This is a genomic window from Paenibacillus sp. MDV22-iso6 (genome assembly GCF_058408365.1).
Genome location: NZ_JBZVDZ010000004.1, coordinates 296,060 through 315,278, shown reverse-complemented (window position 1 = coordinate 315,278; position 19,219 = coordinate 296,060). Strand labels below are relative to the sequence as shown.

Sequence of the window (19,219 nt, the reverse complement as noted above, 5' to 3'; positions counted from 1 at the left end):
GTGTGGAGGAATAGCAGCAGCTGGAAGGGAGAAATGATCATGCATAAACTATCTGCAAACGAATTAGTGGATCGGGAACATCACGCTTGGGAGGAACTCAAGGAGCTGTTGGACCATGGACAAAATAAATACACCTATATTCCTGCACAGCGGGAGGTCGGAGAGGATGCGCTCTATCGCCTCCAAGTAAGCACCAAATCCTATTTGGGAGCCGTTGCCTATGAGACCGAGGGAATCCTGTTGGATGATGGCTGGATTACGTTACTTGGATCGGGTGGTGACCGCATTTTTGGGAGTCTGACCAGTTGGAATGGTTTGGGAGACAAGCTGTGTGTACCCGCATTGGAAGGCATGATGATCGTCGCCTACGATGCCGCGGGTGGATTTTTCGGAATGGATATGGGCAAGTATGGCCGTACGGGACATGTATACTATTTTGCCCCTGACACGCTGGAATGGGAATCGACAGAACTGGCTTATTCAGGCTTCATCAACTGGTTGGCTAACGGTGATCTGGAGCAGTACTATCAGACCTTTCGCTGGAAGGGTTGGCAAAACGACATGGGGCAGCTTCAGACAGGACAAGTATTTGCATATTATCCACCGCTTTGGACGGAGGAGGGCGGCGGCGAGAGTAGCAGCAAAGCTCCTGTAGCGGTGGAGGAGGCCTGGAAGGCAGCATTGGCTGGGAAATGATGTGGTACGACAGGGCTGTACGGAGGGAGAGTTTGAATAACTTGAATATCGATAACATTCAGAAGCATTACGGTATTGTGTTTCCCCACGAATATCTGGAGTTTCAGCAGGAGTCTGGCGTTCAAGCATTTGATATGATTGAAAATGGAGAGGTTGTCGATTGGGAAATTCGTTTCTCCGCTCTCGATCATCAGTTCATTGCAAATAACACCAATCTGGTAGATGATGTGAATCCCGATCCACGCCGGATTATTCCGTTTGCTTGGAGTGTCAGCAGCGGCAACAACTATTTATTGGATTACCGAAAGAATTCAGAATCTCCTGCCGTACTGGTTATGGATCATGAAGAGGCGATAGTGCGTGAAGATGCTGAGAGTGAATCAGAGACCCCGGAGGAAGCCCAGCAACTGCTGGAGGAAAATGTACGTGAGATCGCTGCCAACTTCAATGCATTCATAGCTTGTTTAAAAACCAGACCGAGTGATCCAGTTGAGTGATTCACCGTTTGAATAATGGGGTGAACAACAAAAGGCTCGCGCTATGCGCGAGCCTTTTACTCAATTGAATAAATAATGTTGTGATTGAATGATATAGAATACATCCTAGTTTACAACCTATCCAGTCTCAGTCATTGTAGCCGTAGAGTTCGATCGTGCAGCTTTGTTATGCCAGACCACGATGACAAGCGAGATCAGACAGACTAAAAGCAGACACCCATATACATAATGATAGGCTTCCTCTACCGGAACACCCGGAATGCCGTGCAGCATAAGCCCGCAGACAGCTACGGATACCGAACCGCCAAAAAACTGGATCAACTGCAGCAAGCCCATACCGGAACCGATTTGCGCTTTGGGCAGCACCCGAGACGCTTCGTTATTCAGTGAAGCTATGGAGGCGGAGAGTGCCGGGGAGAAGAAGAGATATCCTCCGGTGATGATCAGGGCAGACTGATTCAGTCCCAGCATAAACAGAGCAAGCACTGCGGCAAGCAAAATGTGTCCGATCATCAGAAAACGTATATTGCCATAACGATCGATCCAGCGACCTACAAAACGGGTACAGAATGCCGAGACGATGGCTCCAGGAGCAATCAGCAGACCAATAGCCAGTGACGAGCGTCCAAACAGATCAGCGAGCACTAGCGGCATCAGGAATAGATTCCCCAGATTTACGACCAGAACACAGAAGCCGATGATCAGTAGCCGGGTAAACCCGGGTGTTCGGAATACATGTGGATTCACAAAAGGAAGGCTCGCCCTGCGAATATACACGATGTGCACAACAAGTGAAATGACACCGATGGCCAGCCATAACCAAGACTGCTGAGTAATGGCAACCAGAAGGGTGGTTGCATTAATCACGGTTAATGCAGCACCGATCATATCAAAAGGATTCTCCAGTTTGGCCGTTTCACGCGGGAGAAAATAGAGCAGTACGGGCAGTGCAAGCAGGACAAGCACCGTAATGGCGAAAAGTCCATTCCAGCCCCAGTACTCACTAATGAGTCCGCCGACAATGGGACCAAGCCCAAACGCCATGGCACTTCCTGATGAGATCAGTGCGATGGCAGCTCCGCGTCGTTCCACTGGGATATAACGGCTCGCGATGACAAGTCCAAGCCCGGCCATGACTCCTGCACCCGCAGATTGCAAAATACGTGTCAGCAAAAGGATCGCAAAGCTGTGCGCAAATAATCCCAGCAATGAAGATAAGCCCAGAATAAGCAATCCCACCGTCAACAATTTGCGTACCGGAATACGGTCAGACAATCGACTGTAAATCACCGTCGACAAGGCATAACCAATGGAGTAGCTTGAAATGACCCAGGACCCCAGGTCTGATGTAATCTGAAGATCATGAATAATAACGGGTAAAGAGACGTTAAACATGGTGGTATTCATCACAACGATGAATAGGCAGCAAGTCCAGAGAGGCATTACAATTTTATCTTTCACGTAACCATTCCTGTCTATGAATTCAATAAACCATTTTACGCTCAATCTATGTATATGGCAATAATGTCATACGAATTCATTGGGTGGTTAAACAAAAACGGCGTCCTGACCCAGGACGTCGTTTTTGCACATGAGCATTTTCATCTGATTATTTTTAGGACGTAGTAGCTGGTGTGCCACGATTGCGAATCCACTTGATGACATCCATCAGAATGACCGCTGCGAGAGCAAGTCCCCCTGCGATAAGGAACTCATTCCAGCCAAAGGCTGCCGGGATGGCGAAGATGCTGCGAACCCCTGGAATCAGCGTGATTCCATACAGGCAGAGACAAACCAAGATGGAGCCGAGGACATATTTGTTAGTGGTGAAGCCGACCTGGAAAATCGTCTGTGTGTTGGAGCGCGCTGCAAAAGTTTGCAGACTCCGTGCCAGAATCAGGGTCGTGAAGGCCATTGCCACACTCATTTCCTCCGAGATCCCAAGTCCAATATATTGGGACACGATAACAGCCACCCCGATCAGAACACCACGTGTAATGACAGCCTGCAATGTTCCGCCGGCAAAGATACCTTCGTTGATATCCCGCGGTTTCCGCCGCATGACATCCGGTTCAGCTTTTTCCGTACCCAGTGCAATAGCAGGCAGGGAATCATTTACCAGATTGATGAAGAGCAGCTGGAGGGCCGTAAATGGGTTCACCCAGCCGACTACAAGTGCAAACAAAATGGCGATAATCGCCCCAAGATTTCCTGCAAACAGGTACGCAATGGCTTTTTTGATATTATCGAATACCATACGCCCTACACTGACTGCATTCACGATGGAGACAAAGTTATCATCCGTCAAAATCATGGCTGCCGCGTCTTTCGCGACATCCGTCCCGCTGCCCATCGCTACGCCGATGTCTGCCTGTTTCAGTGCAGGTGCGTCGTTGACGCCATCTCCGGTCATCGCTGCAATCTTGCCTTTGCGTTGCCACGCACGCACGATGCGGATTTTATTTTCAGGAGATACACGTGCATACACCGAGATATGTTCGAGCTGCTGATCGAGTTCATCATCCGACAGTTTGTCCAACTCTGCTCCGGTAAGGGCCAGATCATCCGGGCCTGCAAGTCCGATATCAATACCGATCGCTTGGGCTGTTGTTTTGTGGTCGCCAGTGATCATGATCGTGCGAATGCCTGCCTTCTTGGATTCTTCGATGGAACCATATACCGCTTCACGCGGTGGATCAATCATGGCTGTCAGACCAACAAGTGTTAGATCATATTCGTCCTCTACCGTGACCTGATTTTTGTCATCAAACTTTTTGTAGGCGTATGCTAGCACACGGAAGGCCCGTTTGGAGAACGCTTCGTTCTTTTCTTCAAACTGTATGCGAATCTCAGGCGTCAATGGCTGAACTTCTCCGTTCATAAAAACATGACTACAGCGACTGAACAGCACATCCGGGCCACCCTTGGTCAGCAAAGCCGTCTGTCCTTCAAATGTGTGCACAGTACTCATCAATTTCCGATCCGAGTCAAAAGGAAGCTCGGCTTCACGCGGAAACTGATCACGAATTTCATTGTAATCCTTGTTCACCCGGTTACTGAAGGCAATGAGCGCCACCTCGGTTGGGTCACCGAGTTCCTTGCCTTCCTGGTTAATATTCGAATCATTGCAGAGTACTGCAATATGTAACAAGCGCCGTTCCTCTGCAGACCACTGTTTGGGATCATCGGGGAATTGGTCTTTCGTGCCATGGGGAATGTAATAGTCCACCACGGTCATTTTGTTTTGAGTGAGCGTTCCTGTTTTGTCGGTACAGATGATGCTGGCAGAACCCAAAGCTTCCACGGCTGGAAGACGTCTGATGATGGCGTGCTGCTTGGCCATTTTGTTCGTTCCCAGAGACAATACAATCGTCACTATGGAGGAAAGGGCTTCTGGAATGGCGGCGACAGCGACGGCAACTGCGAACATTAGGGCATTCACAATGGATGGCCCGATATTTTCCGTTCCCTCAGTTAACCAGACACGTCCTGCTTCGATGGCGAAAATAAGAATCGACAAGCCTAGGATAAAGAAGCCAAGCTTCTTACTAAAGGATTCCAATTTCCGTTGCAACGGAGTTTCCTTCGCCTCTGCATTTTCAATCAATTCGGCAATCTTGCCGATTTCCGTTTTCAGTGCTGTACCCGTAATGACAAGCGTACCCCGACCATACACCACCAGTGATCCACTGAATGCCATATTGCGACGGTCACCGATCGGAGCTTCTTCCGGGATGGCATCTGCATGTTTCTCCGCTGCTTCGGATTCTCCTGTCAGCATGCCTTCGTTGACGCGCAAGCTGCCTGATTCCAAAATGCGGCCGTCTGCAGGGACATAATCTCCTGCATCCAGCAAGACAATATCACCGGGAACAAGTTCCCGCGCGGGAATCGTTTTTTTCTGCCCGTCACGAATGATTTTGGCTTCGGGAGCAGACATCTGCCGGAGTGCATCCAGGGAACTTTCGGCCTTTTTGGTCTGCACAACGCTGATTACCGCATTTAACAGAATGACGAGAAAAATGATTAGCGATTCGATCAGGTGTCCAAGGACAATCTGAACAGTGGCTGCGATAAGCAGCACGATAACCATAGGATCTTTAAAATTTTCAATAAACAGCTTCCAAATTGGTGTTGCAGCTTTTCCTTTTATCTCGTTATAGCCTTCCGTCTCCAGTCTCTTCGCAGCCTCAGAGGTTGTGAGCCCATTAGTGGAACTCTGAACGTCCTGAAGTGTCTCCTCTGCACTATGTCTGTAATATTGCAAATGACCAGCTCCTTGGATCATAGATTTCAGATATTAGGTTTCCTTGTGTATATAACCTTGCAGGCGTCTAAGAACCAGTGAAACTTTATCAAATTTATGAACTCCATAGGTAGAATCTCCGCGTCTGGTAAATCTCATTCGTTTGCAATGCGGTGTGTTGGATATACTTTTGCTGTTTATTTTGATTAGGTCATTGTACCTTGCGCAAAAACCATGAAATAAAAGGGGAATTAGTTTTTTTATCCTATTGAAGTTTTTTCATGGAAATGCGTATATAGATAAGGGCATATCATAAAACTCGGGTTTACCGCAGCATAAGGAGAAGGTACATATGAATGACAAGCAAATCGAAGCACTATTGAAACTCGCAGGGGGAAAGGAAAATATTCGTCATGTGCAGCATGACATGGATACCACTACGCTGACATTGCGTGACCGTACTCGAATGGATCTATCAGTATCTGATGTATTGGATCTTGGCGCCGATATTCGTATAACAGGCGATTATTGCTCCATAGCATATGAGGACGAGTCCTCCCAACTAAATAATACGCTACAGGGCATGGGAGTGGGGAAAGCAGAAGGGGACGGACTGCCTGAAACAAGGCGTACCCGTAAAAAATCATTGTTATATTTTATTTCCGATGTGTTCAGGCCTCTGATGCCCGCCATCCTGGGAGCTGCAGTGCTCAAGATTGTTCTAGCCGTCATTACGTTATTTAACGAATCCTCACTGATGGATAGTCAGACATTCCTGATATTTAAATCCATTGGAGATAGTGTGTATTATCTGTTGCCAATCCTGGTAGCCCTCAGTACAGCCTATCGGTTAAAAAGCAATATTTATGTTGCCGCAGCGATTGGCGGACTAATGTTCTACCCGCAAATGACCGCTTTATTGTCAGGTGAAGAGGATGTTCATTTTATGGGTGTACCCATTGTGTCACAAGCGGTCTTTTTTTCAGCTTCAATTTGGGTGATTTTGACGATATATGCGGCGTCCTATCTGGATAAAGTCGTTGAGCAAAAAAGCCCAAGAGTTTTTAAAGGAATTCTTGCTCCATTGTTGACGTTTCTGATTCTAGTTCCACTGGTTCTAATGATACTCGGTCCAATTGGTACTTGGATTGATCAGCATTTACCGGATGTGGTAGATTCACTACTGAATGATGCCCCGATTGTAGCAATTATGCTGCTGGGAGCGGTTTATTCCCTAATGATGATCGCTGGATTTCATTACTGGCTTTTACCTATCATAATCAATGAATTGATGGTTAATGGTTTCTCCCTCATTCTCCCTGTCATGTTAGTTGCCTTCGTTGCACAAGCAGGAGCTTCACTCGCTACTGGGCTAAGAAGCAAACAGCGGGAATTCAGGAAGCTGGCTTTCTGGGCAACAGGAACTGCTTTATTAGGTACCCCAGAGCCTGCGATGTATGCGGTCAATATGAGAAAGAGGGCCTCTTTTTATTCGGCATTGCTGGGCGGTGCTGCAGGAGGACTGTATTTCGGGCTGATGTCCGTCAAAGCAGTTGCATTGGGTGGGTCCGGAAGTCTGCTGGAAATTCCGCTATTTATGGAGGAAGGGAGTCTGAATCTGCTACATGTCTGTGTTGGTTTGATTATTTCCTTCTGTGTGTCAGGTGTGCTCACCTATTGGATGATAGGAAAGGAACGGAAACACGTATAAATTAAGAAAAGCCCGTACCTGATGGTGCGGGCTTTCGTGTATTGTAGAGTTAATAATAGGACAGCCACAGAAAGGATAACAAAAATGCTCAACAACATAGAGTGGATGGCTCAATGGAAGTCAACTAAGCCACTGACAGACCAATGGATGACGGCGGGCAAGCTGCATCACTTTCCTAGTCATGCTTTACTACTCATCCTCGATGGTAGAGCGATCTGGAATATTAATGGACATAGGGTTCAGCTATCTTATGGGGAGTTAGTTGCAGTGCAAGAAAACACCGTGATTGAAGTGATTGAGGGTGGCAATCTGGATCTGGCCGGATGGCATGTTCAGTTCGATACATACGCGATGTTCCCAGACCGAGGTGAAGTAGTGAAATATGAATGGCATGTACCGTCAGGGGACACGTATCAAAAAGTAAAATTAACCGGTGGCACACTGGCGAGTCTTAGCCAACATTGGAATGGAGATGGTTCTCCTAATCCCAATGTAATCCGTGTAGGAAATCAGCTTTTGGTGTATGAACTGTTGCAACATGTATACCGGGAGCTGTTAGAAGAGGAACCGACCGTGGAACAAAGCATTCTCCGCACTGTGGATTACATGCAGCAGCATTATGAACAGGTCATCACACGCAAGCAATTGGCTGAGATCGCAGGCATCAGTCCCTGGCATTATTCCCGCAAATTCAGTGAGCGCTTTGGAAAGCCGCCTCTGGATTATCTGGCTCATTACCGGATCTATCGTGCTCAAGAGGAGCTGTTGTTATCAACGGCAACATCTCAGGACATTGCGAAGAAGACCGGATTCGAGGATGCTCATTATTTCAGTCGTCGTTTCAAACAGTTAACGGGTGTGTCCCCGAGAAATTATGCACAAACGTTACCCCAGCGTAAAATCGTATGTCTTTCCCCGCTTTGTGCGGAAGTGTTGATTCACTTGGGGGTTATTCCACATGCGGTTGTAGTAACTCCCTTGCTTTTGCCTGAACATCTACGTGAACTATTTGACATGCATCAGGTGAAGATGATGGAAGTGTCGCAATATGAGCTGGATGTGGAACTGATTCGGCAAGTTCAGCCCGAATGCATTATGGGAAATTTTTGGACAGAAGAGATCAAGCAAAAGCTGCGCACAATTGCACCCATTATAACCGGTTTAAATAACGATGTGGAGGCTCTGCTCCATCAACTGGCAAGCGTGTTTCATCGAGAAGATACAGCCCATAAACTGCATATGCAGATGAAATTGGAAGTAAACGCAGCACAGCAGCAACTACAGCATCTTGTCCAATCTTCCTCTACCGTGATGGTGCTGAGGGTAGAACCGTTCGGTTATCGATATTTGGGTGGTCATTCTAATGGGGTATCCCATTTACTGTACGAACAGCTCCGTTTAACTCTGCCACAGCCGCTGCAAGCAGGGGAGGCGTGGTTTAATCCTTGCTCACTCGACTTGTTGGCCAAAGCCAATCCCGATTACCTGTTTGTGGAGAAACGAGTTATGCAGCACTTTAGTGCTCAAGAAAATATGAAGAAGTTAGTGGAGAGCTCTCAATGGAATGACTTGAAGGCTGTAAAAAACAACAGGGTATTTCTCGTGGATACTCGCCTGTGGGTGGATGGCCGTGGAATTATTGGACAGCAAATGATTTTGAATGAAATTGTGAATAGTCTGGTCACCAATGTATGGTAGAGCACAATAATCCAACTAAATACGCACCATCTCCTATGGAAGGATCTCTTCCTATTTGCTAGTATTTGATAATAATTATCATTATCAACATTACATAAGGGGAGAGTAGATCATGTCACGAAGGTTTAAGGGTCTGGGAATGGTGCTGTTGGCACTAAGTTTGGTGCTTTCCGCCTGTTCCGGTACTTCTGATAAAGAAGTGGAAGCTTCAGCAAAAACGGCAGAGAAAAATGAGACGAAGGTTGTTCGGGATCAGTTTGGAGAGGTGACGATTCCTACGAATCCTCAAAATATGCTTGTACTGGATTCCATCTATGCCGAGTACTTGATCGAGATGGGCGTTACACCGCAGATGGTTATATTTGTTCCGGAGATTGAACCGGACTATCGTGCGTCTTATTTTGAGGAACACGGGGTCCAAATGATTGAAGCGGAACAATATCAATATAATTATGAACAATTGCTGACGTTGTCACCAGATATAATTGTTACCGCAGGCGTAGGTATGGAGCAAGGCGTATATGATGAACTATCCAAGATTGCTCCAACGGTGGCTCTGGATTCCAACAGTGAAATGCAGATTGCCATGCCGAAGTTGGCTGCCGTCTTTGACAAGACAGAGGAATCTGCCAAAGTGCTGGCTGAATTTGATGAGAAGGCGAAGCAGGCACAGGAGAAAATTTCTCAAGCCATCGGCGGCAAAACCGTGCTGGTTCTTCGAGTAGAGCACAATCGTTACCGTTTCATGGGTCCCAAAGGAGGAAGCAGCAGTGTCTTTTTCTATGATACTTTGGGTCTGAACAGCCCTGAAGTCATCAAAGACTCTACAGATTGGTTTAGCCAGTTTTCCCTGGAATTTTTGCCGGAAATGAACCCGGATTATATATTTCTAGAAGACAGGACGCTGAAAGGCTATGATACGAAGCAATCCATGGATAACCTGAAAGAAAGCAAAGTGTGGGCGAATTTGAACGCAGTGAAAGACAATCATGTCTTTCCGCTGAAAACGAGTGATTTTGTAACAGGTGTGGGCCCTATTGGGTCGGCCAAGTTGTTGGATTATGTCGTTGAAAAGTTGGTGCCCTAGATGAATACTGAAGCAGAGCAGCAATTGGACATTTACGATATAACGATTGTTGGTGGCGGACCGGCAGGAATGTATGCTGCATTTTACAGCGGGATGAGAGCCATGCGTACCAAAATCATTGAAGCCAAAGAGGAATTGGGCGGATTTATGCGCACGTACCCGGAGAAACTGGTCTGGGATGTAGGTGGAGTTGATCCGATTCGTTGTGAGAAATTGATTGATTCCCTGGAAAGACAGGCAAGAACCTTCGATCCAACCATTGTATTCGGCCAGGAAATTGCTCAGATGGAACGACGCGATGATCAAGTATTTGTACTCACCTCAAAGACAGGAGAGCGTCATTACACGCGTACGATTTTGTTATGTGCAGGCAGAGGCATGACGCAGGTTCAGAAGCTGGATATTGAAGGCGCAAATCGGTATGAGCTGACGAATCTACACTATACCATTACGGATCTGTCCAGATTCAAGGATAAACGTGTGCTGATCTCGGGAGGCGGGGATTCCGCAATAGATTGGGCGAATGAAATGGAGGGATTGGCGCGGGAGGTCATTGTGGTGCACAGACGCCAGGAGTTTACGGCACATGAGCTGCCTGTTGCCCAGATGAAAGCTTTTGCCCAAGTCTTGACTCCTTACAGCATCTCGCGCTTATATGGTACAGGAGACAAAATAGGCCGCGTCGAACTTGCCCATGTAGACAATGGGGAGATCATGCCAATTGAAGTGGATGAAGTGGTTGTAAGTCATGGATACGATCGTGATTTCGGTAACCTGGTCCATTGGGGACTGGAACGTGAAGATTACGGTATCTCGGTTGATCCGCGAATGTGCACAAGTCAGCCGGGAATCTTCGGAGCAGGTGATTTCATTACCTATGGAAGCAAAGTCCGTCTGATTGCTGGTGCATTTAATGATGCCGTACTCGCAGTGAATAGTGCCAAGCTCTATCTGGAGCCGACCGCTTCCGATATGGCAGGAGTATCGTCCCATAATGCAAGGTTCTTTGAGAAAAACAAAGCCATTTCTACCCTGTAAATCAGCATGTTAGAACGTGAAGTAACAGTAAGAAGCCCGACCGGTATTGAGAATAATTTCTCGAACATGTGTCGGGCTTTTTTTATTAAAACATCCAATCTCAACTAACCAATAAGTTACCCCTGTGGTTCCTGAAATAATTCAATATATGTCATAAGTTCCTTCACGCCTGCAAATTGCAGGGACAGTTGGCTGTTAAGCTTTTGCAGAGCCAGTTGGAAGGCATTATTAATCTGTGTATAATCCTGCGTGCCGACAGTGTTCAGAAGCTCTTTCATATGTTCAATGTAGTAGACGGATTTTCTTAAACTGCTAATGACCAATATCTTTCTTAACTCGGCTCGGGTATACATTCGATAACCGTTGTTAGGGTCTCTTTCGGAGCAAATCAAGCCTTCTGTTTCCCAATGCCTGATAGCAGAAGTGTTGACCCCGGCTGCTTCGGCAGCTTTTCCAATCGTCACCGCCTCCGTCGTTCCAACCTTTCGATCGTTAGCAAAATCCACCTGTTGCACCATCTTCCATATGTCTTCCATTCGATGCTTCTCCAATTGGCTGTTGTACAGCTGTTGGTTTATAAGCCAGAGGGCATCGATTGTATCACCCTGTTTTACTTTTCTCATAACCTCATATGCAACGGGAATCTCATACCCTTTCAATAATAAACGAATGGCGACAAACGCCTGAAGATGAACAGGGGTATAGTACCTGTGATTGCTGGCGGTCCGTGGAACGTCAGGAATCAGGTTCTCCTTTTCATACCGTCGCAGTGTAGTTGTACTTACATCCAGCCTTGTGGCAATCTGCCCAGGTGTATATGTTCGGTTCATGTTTCTTCTCCTCATGCTTCAAGTAAAACCTTCAAGTGCTACACTAACATACAACGCGCCAAAGTCCATATTTTATCCACACTTTATAATGAAAACCGAAAGATTGCATCTATGTTATACACTGAGGATATCAACAGTAAAGGACTGGTTCAATTGCAGAAAATGATTACATTGTTAAATGGCTCGCAGCTTGAAGTGGGTCTGACGGGAGCGCAAGATCGTAGTGTCATAATGCTGCCCATATCCAAAAAGTCCGTAACTGGACAAGAAGCTGAAACCCTAAAGTTATGGGGGGTTGATCCTGAATTGGGTGCAAAGTTTATCGACGGACTTTCCGATGAATTTCAGATCCTGCATTTTGATTATGAAGGCCACTATATGGCACATCCCCATCCGGAACATTTTACGCCCGAATATATCGCTCAGGATTTGTTACGAATTGCGGATCAGATGAATGTGAATCGATTTAGTTATTATGGATACTCCTGGCTGGCTCTCGCCGGGCTGCAGTTAGCCCTGCGGACTGACCGAATGGAAAGTCTCATTATGGGAGGATTCCCGCCATACGAGGGGCCGTATGAGGAAATGAGAGTAGTGACCATAAGGACATATGAGGGAGCATTGAAGCAGTATGAAGAAACGGGAGAAATACACTCAGCAGAAACTCTAATGAAAGCTGAAGAATTGAGTCCGGATCAATTGGATTGGGACAACTTGGAGTTAAAGATCGATCCGGCTCAAACGAAACAATTTGCGACCTTGTATCAAGGTTTAATTGATTTCGATGACCAACGTATTCAAACTCAGTTGAATATCCCCAGATTGGCTTTTGCAGGAGAGAAAGATACGATTGTGTACGGTGAGAAATTTGGCAATGTGACGGTGGATATCGCTGGACGATTGCAAAAGCATAAATCCGTTCTTGAAAACCTCGGCTGGACCGTCGAAATCATCAAGGGAGCGGATATGGATCACACCAAAGCCATGCAGCCCAGCACCGTTCTCCCTATTATCCATCCCTGGTTAAAAAGTCATTTAAGCTCAGGATCGGCAAAAACAAGTTGATATTACTGTGTGATATCGTCTAAAGCTCTTTGTTTGCGCTGCTGATAATCCAGAATGGATTCGTATAACAATTGCTCATTGAAATCCGGCCACATCACATCCGTGAACCAGAGCTCGGAATAAGCGGCTTGCCATAATAGAAAATTGCTTAACCGTTTCTCCCCACTGGTTCGGATCAGCAGATCGGGGGCAGGATTGAGTCCGGTATACAAAAACTTTTCAAAATCCGCCTCGGAGATTTCCGAGGTTTCTTTGTTTTCTTCATTATTTTCTACGATGTACGTTTTGATCGCTTGTACAATATCGTTTTTACCCCCATAATTCATCGCAAAATACACAGCCATCCCGCTGTTCGTTTGGGTTAGTTCCACCACTTTGCGCATCGCTTCCTGTGTTTCTTCTGGGAATTTTGAGATATCACCAATAAAATTAACTTTGATATTATTCTGATTCAGTTCCTGAACAGTTGTATCCTGTACAAATTCGACCACCAAACTAATGATGTAATCGACCTCTTCCTTGGGCCTTTTCCAGTTTTCCGTAGAGAAGGCGTAAAGAGTGAGCGAAGCAATCCCGTTTTTGTGGCACATGCTTATCGTTTCCCGCATTGTCTGCATTCCTGCATAGTGCCCAGCACTTCGAGGTAATCCTTTTCGCGTAGCCCATCTTCCATTTCCATCCATCATGATTGCGATATGCCTTGGGATTAATCCGTTCCAGTCGATAGAATGGGGTGTATTCGGTTTTTCTTTATGTACACGGTACCTCTTCATTGGAAATTCCTCCTGATCCTCAAGCTAGAATAAGTTAGACACGTATAATGGATTCAAATGTTCGAAATGATTTCCATAATTTATGGTTATTATATAGGATTGCACAGGGACAAGCCATGATAGGTTACTACATTAGTATCGTGCAGAACATGAGTCGACCGTCGTATTCCAGGATTTTTTATATCAAAACCTTTACATTCCAGCTGTATGCGTTTATTCACTTAAATGTTGGTGTATTTTCCCTTATAATAAACCAAAACGGACGAGGAGATGAACTCCAGATGAAAAAACAAATGTGGATCATTGCCAGCTTAGTGGTTGTAATTGTGTTGGGGGCCTTCCTTATTGCAAACAATGTGGGGACAGAAGAGGCAGGTAACGCGGAAGCACCCAATATTAAGAAATTAGTAGAAGATATCAGTACAGGCAAGGAGACACCGGAATCGGCTTCCATTAATGCCACCCAGTTAATCGTCACGGATAAAGGTAACCAAACGACAACCTACGACTTGCCTGAAAAGGAGTTTTTCCTTTCCATTGCACCCTATGTGGATCAGACTCATCCTTGTGCAATTCATAGCCTGACCGGATGTCAGGGCGAAATGAAGAATAAGAAGTTCATTGTGACGATTCATGACTCTGAAGGAAATACGCTTATGAAGGATGCTGAGATGAAGGCCGGCTCCAACGGTTTTATGGATTTTTGGTTAGCCAGAGATAAGTCATACCTCATTCGTGTGGTGCATGATGGAAAGGTTGCAGAGACACAGTTATCTACATATGAAGAAGATAATACGTGCATCACAACGATGCAGTTGAGTTAAATCGTCGTACGGTGCATTCTAACATCATTTCAAAAGACTCGATGTGATCCAGGCCCGCCTTGAATGCGGGTTCTTTCATTTTTTTCTGTTTATGCTGTGACAGTGAAGATTTTGCAAAATGAAAATAATAACTCTTTTGAATTGACAAAATCGCAATCCTACGGGATAATCCATTAGTGATAATGATAATTGTTATCATATAAATACATATAAATAGGGGAGAAGTAGGATATGAAAAAAAGCTTAAACGGATTTTTATTGCTGACGGTTTTGGCGCTTGCTCTGACAGGTTGCGGTAAAGCCAGCAGCACAACAGATACAAATGAAAATGCCTCTTCCGGCAGCACGCCGACTGAAGAGACAGCAGGTCCTGTTACAGTTAAACATAGTGGTGGAGAGCTCAAACTGGACAAACCAGCTAAGAGAGTTGTTACACTGGAATGGACATATACGGAAGATGTAGTAGCACTGGGTGTTCAGCCAGTAGGTAGTGCAGATAACGCCAACTATAAAGTCTATGTGACTCCCGAAGCAGCTTTGGATGACACGGTGACGGATGTTGGAACACGTGACGAGCCAAATCTGGAGGCGATTGCAGCTTTGAAGCCGGATTTGATTATCGCCAATTCCAATTCGAATATCTATGATCAGCTCAATGCCATTGCACCAACGCTTGAATATGACCTGTATACGGGTGATGGCTATAATTATGACAAAATGACGGAAACGTTCAACAATATCGCGGTTGCTCTTGGAAAAGAAGACCAAGCGAAGAAGGTACTCGATGAACTCGATCAGCACTATACAGAAGCCAAAGATAAACTTGCTGCTGCCGACAAATCGGAATTCCATTATGTACTGACACAAGCATTTACGTATCAAAATGCAGCAAGTCTTCGCATGTTTACCGATAACGCTGTCGTAATTGGCACGTTGGCGAAGGTTGGACTGGTTAACGACTGGCAGCCGGACAAGATTGAAGGATATGGCTTCTCAACGGTGGGTATTGAATCCTTGCCTGCTGTTCAGGACAGCAACTTCATCTACATCACACAACCGGATGATGACGTTTTTGGCACAGCAATGAAAGACAATTCAGTATGGAAAGGTCTGAATTTTGTCAAAGATAAACGCACTTATCAACTGGATAGCACAACATGGACGTTTGGTGGACCTATCTCGTCCAAAGCTCTGGTTGACGGGGTTGTTGGAGCGATTACCCAATGAGTTCGGTCCAACATTCCCGACCAGTGTTTAACTGGCGTACATTAAGCATTTATGGGGGCGGTCTAACCGCTCTCATCGTGCTTTTTTTTGTAAGCCTGTGTTATGGAGAAGCTTCAATTCCACTCCATACGGTTGTAGATTCACTTATGGGCAGGCAGGACACACTGGAACATAATATGATCTGGGATCTGCGCATGCCGCGAACAGTAATCGGTATACTCGCTGGAGGGGCGCTTGCTGTTGCTGGTTCGTTGTTACAGACCATTACACGCAATCCGCTCGCGGCATCGGACACACTCGGCATCAATGCGGGGGCCTATTTTGTCGTGGTTTTGGGAACGATTTTTTTCCCAGGCTTGATGCAGCAATCGCCTTTCCTTTTCGCCGTACTCGGTGGATTACTGGCAGCTGCCGCAGCCTACTTCATGGGCGGGGGGAGAACGTCAAGTCCGGTGCGACTTGCGCTGTCCGGCATGATTGTATCGATGGTACTTGGTTCTTTTACAAGCGCGCTGCATATTTTCTTCTCTCAGGAGACTCAGGCATTATTTCTATGGGGATCAGGAACGCTTGTTCAGAATGACTGGAGCGGTGTAATTTACGCATGGCCTTGGGTCATTGGAATTACGATCGTTGCCCTGGTTTTATCCCGGCAGTGGGATATGTTGGAACTGGATGAATCAACTGCTTCCTCACTCGGGCAAAAAGTAGGCATGGCCCGTGCCACGGGGTTAATTATTGCTGTGTTGCTGGCTGCGGTCATTGTCAGTGTAATTGGGCCAATTGGCTTTGTGGGTTTGGTGGCACCTCATCTGGTTCGATTGAGTGGAATTCGTTCAAATCGATTGTTATTGCCTGGTGTTTTCTTGTGGGGCGCAGCACTGCTAGTCGGTGCAGACGTACTTGCCAAGATGGTTCATAACTCCAGTCTGGAGTTGCCGACAGGGGCCGTGATGGCAATCATTGGTGCACCATGGCTAATCTGGCTTGTACTTACACGCATGAAGGCAGCAAATGGATCAGGCATGTCTACCTCAATGAGCACAGGAGCACGTTCGCGTCGCTGGGCATTCGGCCCTATTGCTATTATCTTTACGGTACTAACGTTAGCATTAGTTCTCCTTAGTACGATGTTTGGCGGGATGCGCATTCCAATGGCTGATCTTCTGCCAAGCCTGTTTCAATCGGATGGGCTATACTCGGCCATTGTGCAGCTTCGCATTCCGCGAACTCTTGTCGCCGCAGGTGCAGGTGCTGCGCTGGCGATCAGCGGTGTGCTTATTCAGATGGCCGTTCGCAACCCGCTTGCTGACGCGTCCATCGTGGGCGTATCGTCAGGTGCAGGCTTGGGTGCGATGATGGTCATCATCCTATGGCCTGGTCTTCCGGTGTTCTTGCTGCCTATCGCGGCGATTGTTGGGGCAGGGCTCGCTGCAGCAGTCGTATTCTCTTTGTCCTGGAAGAAGGGTCTCAATCCTTCCGCAGTTGTATTGCTGGGTATCGCCATGTCTGCAATTGCAGGCGCAGGCATTCAGGTTCTGATTGTTCGCGGCGCTGTATATGGCAGTAGCGGTTTTATCTGGCTAACAGGCAGTACTTATGCACGTACGTGGGATCAAGTGAAGATCATTGGGGTGTTCCTGTTGATTTTGATCCCGCTTGCGTGGTGGCTGGCGCGAAGATTCGAACTGTTGGTATTCGACGATAATAGTGCTTCCGGTCTTGGCTTGAGTGTTCGTCGGACGCGTCTGCTGGCTATGACCGTTGGTGTTTTGCTTGCCGCAGGTGCAGTCGCCTGTGTGGGAACGGTTGCATTTATCGGGCTAATTGCCCCACATATGGTCCGTCTGTTGACGGGAAACAAGTTAAGACGGTCGATGTTTCTGTCGGCTTTGGTCGGTGCAGTGATGCTGGTGCTGGCGGATACAATCGGAAGGACCATTATGGCACCAACCGAGATTCCATCCGGATTGTTAATTGCAATCATTGGAACGCCGTATTTCCTTTATTTAATGTATCGTTCCAACTGGCGCAAATCAGCTTAAACATTCGATCCTTAAATAAAAAATCCCCTCTGGTTTTCAGTGTTGAGTTCATGTAGACATGTTCTCTTTTCTCACTGCTTACCTAGAGGGGATATTTTATTATGATAGCTTTTTTTCATTTGTGTTATAACTTCGTTGTTTTTTCTCTTAGCATTCCACTGTTATCTACCGATAGGATCGCTTGCTGCAACGTCTCTTTATCCTGAACCAAAGCGAATCTCACATATCCTTCTCCCGAAGGTCCGAAGGCACTCCCAGGCGTTACGATTACACCCGCTTGTGTAACCAGATCCATGGCAAACTGCTCTGAGGTATCGTAGTGGTCTGGAATCCGACTCCAGATGAACATGCTGGCTTCGGGTTTGGCAATATGCCAACCGAGGTTGCTGAATCCTTCGCAAAGAATATCTCTGCGCTCCTCGTAGATATCTCTGACCCGCTCAACTTCACTCTGATCCCCTGTGATTGCAGCAATGGCTGCCTTCTGAATCGGAAGAAACATGCCGTAATCCATGTTGGATTTCAACTTTTTAAGCACAGATACCACATCCGGGTTCCCCACACAAAAGCCGATTCGTGCCCCAGCCAATCCATAGGTTTTGGATAACGAGTTGAATTCAATGCCGACATCCATCGCCCCGGGATAAGCAAGGAAACTACCGCACGTTTTCCCATCGAACACTAGCTCGCTGTATGCATTGTCATGAAGAACGATAATGTCATATTTCTTGGCAAAATCAATTAGATCCAGATAGAACTGATCGGGTGCCATTGCTGTCGTCGGATTGTTGGGATAGGATACAAGCATGAATTTTGCTTTGCGCGCAACAGCTTCAGGAATGTCCTGAAGTTGAATAACATATCCATGTTCTTCTTTTTGGGGCATATAATACAGTTCGGCTCCTGCAAGTAGAGGTCCATCAGCAAAGACTGGATAACAAGGATCGGGTACAAGGACTAAATCTCCTTCATCAACGATCGCCAAAGAAATATGGGCGAGTCCTTCCTGTGATCCAAGCAAGGAGCAAATTTGGGTTTTCGGGTTCAGTTCAACATGGTAACGGCGCTTGTACCATTCACTGACTGCTTGCAGCAATTCGCTCTGATCATTTACAGCATATGTATAGTTTGAAGCATCTGCTGCTGCCTCGCATAAAGCCGTCATGATATGTTGGGCAGGGGGAATATTGGGTGTGCCTACACTTAAATCGATGACAGGTTCTCCATTCTCCAGTCGTTGCCTCTTGATTTCCAGCAAACGTGTGAATATCCCCTCACTGAAATGTTCCATACGTTTAGCAAACTTCATGATGATTATCCTCCATCCTGATCTCCCCTTGGGGAATAACACTTGGAGGTATTATAGCAGAGTTTTCAGGTGATAAGTAACCACGAAATGTGTATTCGACTTCTCAATGTACTCTTCTTGATTTACAATTAAAGGAAAGCTAGACATGGATAAGTATCAGAGACATGGAGGGT

At 46.4% G+C, this 19,219-nt stretch carries 15 protein-coding genes; 10 read left to right on the top strand and 5 right to left on the bottom strand.

Features of this window, described 5'->3' with window-relative positions:
• The first annotated feature begins 39 nt into the window (after nucleotides 1–39).
• Nucleotides 40–696: a DUF2625 family protein gene (locus AC4PM4_RS13455; RefSeq protein WP_063565521.1), complete on the top strand. Its 657-nt coding sequence runs from the start codon at nucleotides 40–42 to the stop codon at nucleotides 694–696.
• Between the two features lie 32 nt (nucleotides 697–728).
• The gene (locus tag AC4PM4_RS13450) at nucleotides 729–1,193 is read left to right on the top strand and encodes an SMI1/KNR4 family protein (protein WP_491613810.1); all 465 of its coding nucleotides are present in this window, start codon (nucleotides 729–731) and stop codon (nucleotides 1,191–1,193) included.
• A gap of 117 nt (nucleotides 1,194–1,310) precedes the next feature.
• On the opposite strand, the gene AC4PM4_RS13445 is transcribed toward AC4PM4_RS13450, so the two are convergent.
• On the bottom strand, nucleotides 1,311–2,654 hold the full coding sequence (locus tag AC4PM4_RS13445; protein ID WP_063565409.1) for an MFS transporter: 1,344 nt from the start codon (nucleotides 2,652–2,654) through the stop codon (nucleotides 1,311–1,313).
• A 154-nt stretch (nucleotides 2,655–2,808) separates the two neighbouring features.
• Nucleotides 2,809–5,460 (bottom strand): cation-translocating P-type ATPase, encoded by a 2,652-nt coding sequence (locus AC4PM4_RS13440; RefSeq protein WP_491613809.1) that lies wholly within the window; start codon nucleotides 5,458–5,460, stop codon nucleotides 2,809–2,811.
• 331 nt (nucleotides 5,461–5,791) lie between these two features.
• On the opposite strand from AC4PM4_RS13440, the gene AC4PM4_RS13435 reads away from it, so the two are divergent.
• From AC4PM4_RS13435 to AC4PM4_RS13420, 4 genes are all read left to right on the top strand, one after another.
• Nucleotides 5,792–7,150, top strand: coding sequence for a PTS transporter subunit EIIC (locus tag AC4PM4_RS13435; protein ID WP_488731489.1), 1,359 nt, complete (start codon nucleotides 5,792–5,794; stop codon nucleotides 7,148–7,150).
• Nucleotides 7,151–7,255: 105 nt separating this feature from the next.
• Nucleotides 7,256–8,848: a helix-turn-helix domain-containing protein gene (locus AC4PM4_RS13430; RefSeq protein ID WP_491613808.1), complete on the top strand. Its 1,593-nt coding sequence runs from the start codon at nucleotides 7,256–7,258 to the stop codon at nucleotides 8,846–8,848.
• Between the two features lie 112 nt (nucleotides 8,849–8,960).
• Nucleotides 8,961–9,935: an ABC transporter substrate-binding protein gene (locus AC4PM4_RS13425; protein ID WP_491613807.1), complete on the top strand. Its 975-nt coding sequence runs from the start codon at nucleotides 8,961–8,963 to the stop codon at nucleotides 9,933–9,935.
• Entirely contained in the window at nucleotides 9,936–10,973 is a 1,038-nt protein-coding gene (locus AC4PM4_RS13420) for an NAD(P)/FAD-dependent oxidoreductase (protein WP_063565413.1), read from the top strand.
• Nucleotides 10,974–11,089: 116 nt separating this feature from the next.
• On the opposite strand, the gene AC4PM4_RS13415 is transcribed toward AC4PM4_RS13420, so the two are convergent.
• Nucleotides 11,090–11,803 (bottom strand): MerR family transcriptional regulator, encoded by a 714-nt coding sequence (locus AC4PM4_RS13415; protein ID WP_491613806.1) that lies wholly within the window; start codon nucleotides 11,801–11,803, stop codon nucleotides 11,090–11,092.
• Nucleotides 11,804–11,914: 111 nt separating this feature from the next.
• Between AC4PM4_RS13415 and AC4PM4_RS13410 the strand changes: the two genes are divergently transcribed.
• Nucleotides 11,915–12,868 carry an alpha/beta fold hydrolase gene (locus tag AC4PM4_RS13410; protein ID WP_491613805.1) on the top strand — a complete coding sequence of 318 codons (954 nt, stop codon included), beginning with the start codon at nucleotides 11,915–11,917 and terminating at the stop codon, nucleotides 12,866–12,868.
• Nucleotides 12,869–12,870: 2 nt separating this feature from the next.
• On the opposite strand, the gene uppS is transcribed toward AC4PM4_RS13410, so the two are convergent.
• Entirely contained in the window at nucleotides 12,871–13,641 is a 771-nt protein-coding gene (gene uppS / locus AC4PM4_RS13405) for an undecaprenyl pyrophosphate synthase (RefSeq protein WP_090809769.1), read from the bottom strand.
• Nucleotides 13,642–13,922: 281 nt separating this feature from the next.
• Between uppS and AC4PM4_RS13400 the strand changes: the two genes are divergently transcribed.
• From AC4PM4_RS13400 to AC4PM4_RS13390, 3 genes are all read left to right on the top strand, one after another.
• On the top strand, nucleotides 13,923–14,465 hold the full coding sequence (locus AC4PM4_RS13400; RefSeq protein ID WP_072734587.1) for a CueP family metal-binding protein: 543 nt from the start codon (nucleotides 13,923–13,925) through the stop codon (nucleotides 14,463–14,465).
• A gap of 231 nt (nucleotides 14,466–14,696) precedes the next feature.
• Entirely contained in the window at nucleotides 14,697–15,692 is a 996-nt protein-coding gene (locus tag AC4PM4_RS13395) for an ABC transporter substrate-binding protein (protein WP_072734586.1), read from the top strand.
• Nucleotides 15,689–17,737, top strand: coding sequence for an iron ABC transporter permease (locus AC4PM4_RS13390; protein ID WP_491613804.1), 2,049 nt, complete (start codon nucleotides 15,689–15,691; stop codon nucleotides 17,735–17,737). Before AC4PM4_RS13395 ends, AC4PM4_RS13390 begins: the two co-directional genes overlap by 4 nt.
• Before the next feature lie 124 nt (nucleotides 17,738–17,861).
• Here AC4PM4_RS13390 and AC4PM4_RS13385 read toward each other — a convergent pair whose 3' ends face one another.
• Nucleotides 17,862–19,046 (bottom strand): aminotransferase class I/II-fold pyridoxal phosphate-dependent enzyme, encoded by a 1,185-nt coding sequence (locus AC4PM4_RS13385; protein WP_274567973.1) that lies wholly within the window; start codon nucleotides 19,044–19,046, stop codon nucleotides 17,862–17,864.
• Nucleotides 19,047–19,219: the final 173 nt, after the last annotated feature.